This window comes from Streptomyces sp. NPDC058964 (assembly GCF_042741275.1).
Lineage (GTDB): Bacteria > Actinomycetota > Actinomycetes > Streptomycetales > Streptomycetaceae > Streptomyces.
Window position 1 is genome coordinate 1 of record NZ_JBHYKH010000900.1, and the last position, 1,853, is coordinate 1,853.

2 protein-coding genes are annotated in these 1,853 nt (G+C 70.8%); both read right to left on the reverse strand.

Going from position 1 to position 1,853, the window contains the following annotated elements:
- A partial coding sequence (rfbD, locus tag ACFW2E_RS46165; protein ID WP_384477983.1) for a dTDP-4-dehydrorhamnose reductase occupies positions 1-679 on the reverse strand: 679 nt, incomplete at its 3' end.
- Positions 676-1,650: a dTDP-glucose 4,6-dehydratase gene (gene rfbB / locus ACFW2E_RS46170; protein ID WP_384477986.1), complete on the reverse strand. Its 975-nt coding sequence runs from the start codon at positions 1,648-1,650 to the stop codon at positions 676-678. The genes rfbB and rfbD, both read right to left, overlap by 4 nt.
- Between the last annotated feature and the right edge of the window lie 203 nt (positions 1,651-1,853).

A 1,853-nucleotide genomic window follows, 5' to 3' on the forward strand; every position in this document is an offset into this window, starting at 1 on the left:
GTGCCAGACCGCACCATGTGGTGCGGCCCGCCGCCGTGCCGTGGTAAATGCCGGCCGGTGCGCGTCCGGTCAGCGCGGCGCGGCCGAGGGCGGCCAGCTGCCGGGCGAGCGCCCGGGACCAGGTCGGCTGACCGTGCTGGTCGGCCACCACGTCCAAGGTCTGGCGCCGGGCGGCGAGTTCGAGCATGGTGGCCACGAAGTTCGGTCCGTGCGCGCCGTAGAGCCAGGCGGTGCGCACGATGTAGCCGGTGTGCGGGAGCAGTCCGACGACGGCCCGCTCCCCCGCCAGCTTGCTTCGACCGTACGCATTGACGGGCCCCGTCGGCGCGTCTTCCGGGTACGGGCGGCGAGCGTCGCCCGGGAATACGTAGTCGGTGGAGATGTGCAGCAGGACGGCGCCGGCGTCCGCACACGCGTGTGCGAGGTGGCGGACACCGGTGCCGTTCACGGCGGTGGCCGCCGCCTCGGACCCCTCGGCGCCGTCGACATCCGTCCACGCCGCACAGTTGACGACCACTCGGTGCCCGGTGACGGCGGCGCGGACGGCTGCCGGGTCGGTGATGTCGAGCCTGTCCCGGCTCAGTCCCGTCACCGTGGCGTCCGGATCGGCGGCGAGCTCGGCCAGCACGTCCTGGCCGAGGAGCCCGCGTGCACCGGTCACCAGCCAGCTCGTGGTCATCGCAGCTCGGCCCTCTTCTTGAGCGGCTCCCACCAGGAGCGGTGTGCGCGGTACCAGGCGACCGTGGCCGCCAGGCCCTCCGTGAAGGACACCTGCGGGACATAGCCGAGGTGCTCCCGGATCTTGCTGTCGTCCAGCGAATAGCGCAGGTCGTGGCCCTTGCGGTCGGCCACGTACTCGACCCGGTCCCAGCCCGCGCCGACCGCGTCCAGCAGCAGTCCGGTGAGCTTGTGGTTGCTCAGCTCGGTCCCGCCGCCGATGTTGTAGACCTCCCCGGCCCTGCCGCCGTGCAGGACCAGGTCGATACCCCGGCAGTGGTCAAAGACGTGCACCCAGTCGCGGATGTTGCGGCCGTCTCCGTAGAGGGGGACCGTCTTCCCGTCGATGAGGTTGGTGATGAAGAGCGGAATGACCTTCTCGGGGAACTGGTAGGGCCCATAGTTGTTGGAGCACCGGGTGATCACCACGTCCAGGCCGTGGGTGCGGTGGTAGGCGAGCGCCAGCAGGTCGGAGCCCGCTTTCGACGCGGAGTAGGGGGAGTTCGGCGCCAGTGGCCACCCCTCGGTCCATGAGCCTTCGCCGATCGAGCCGTAGACCTCGTCGGTGGAGACGTGGACGAAGCGGCCGACACCGTGTCGGTGGGCCGCGTCCAGGAGCACCTGCGTGCCCATCACATTGCTGCGGACGAACGGACCCGCCCCGTCGATCGACCGGTCCACATGCGACTCGGCGGCGAAATGGACCACCGCGTCCTGGCCCGCCATCGCCTGGTCGACGACGTCCGGGTCACAGATGTCGCCGTGGAGGAAGGCGTAGCCCGGATGCCCCGCCACCGGGGCCAGATTCTCCTCGACCCCCGAGTAGGTGAGTCTGTCCAGGACGGTGACCCGCGCCGACGGATCCGAGTCCAGCCGTCGGCGGACGTACTGCGAACCGATGAATCCAGCACCACCGGTTACAAGGACGCGCATGGTTCTCCAGGTGTCTTGCTGCCCGGCGTTCAGCACCGGGGCTTCCCTTCCGACGCCAGGGTCGCGGGTGCAGGCACATGCGGACGGGGGGGCGGGGGGCGGTACCCAGGGGGCCCCGGCCCACATTACAATTGTGGGGGGGGTGGCCCACACGAACCCCGCGCCCCACCGGGAAAAGCGGCGGGGGCGGACCACGGCAGCAG

Coding starts and splice junctions, on each gene's coding strand:
- rfbB (WP_384477986.1), bottom strand. CDS start 1,650: ATGCGCGTCCTTGTAACCGGTGGTGCTGGATTCATCGGTTCGCAGTAC.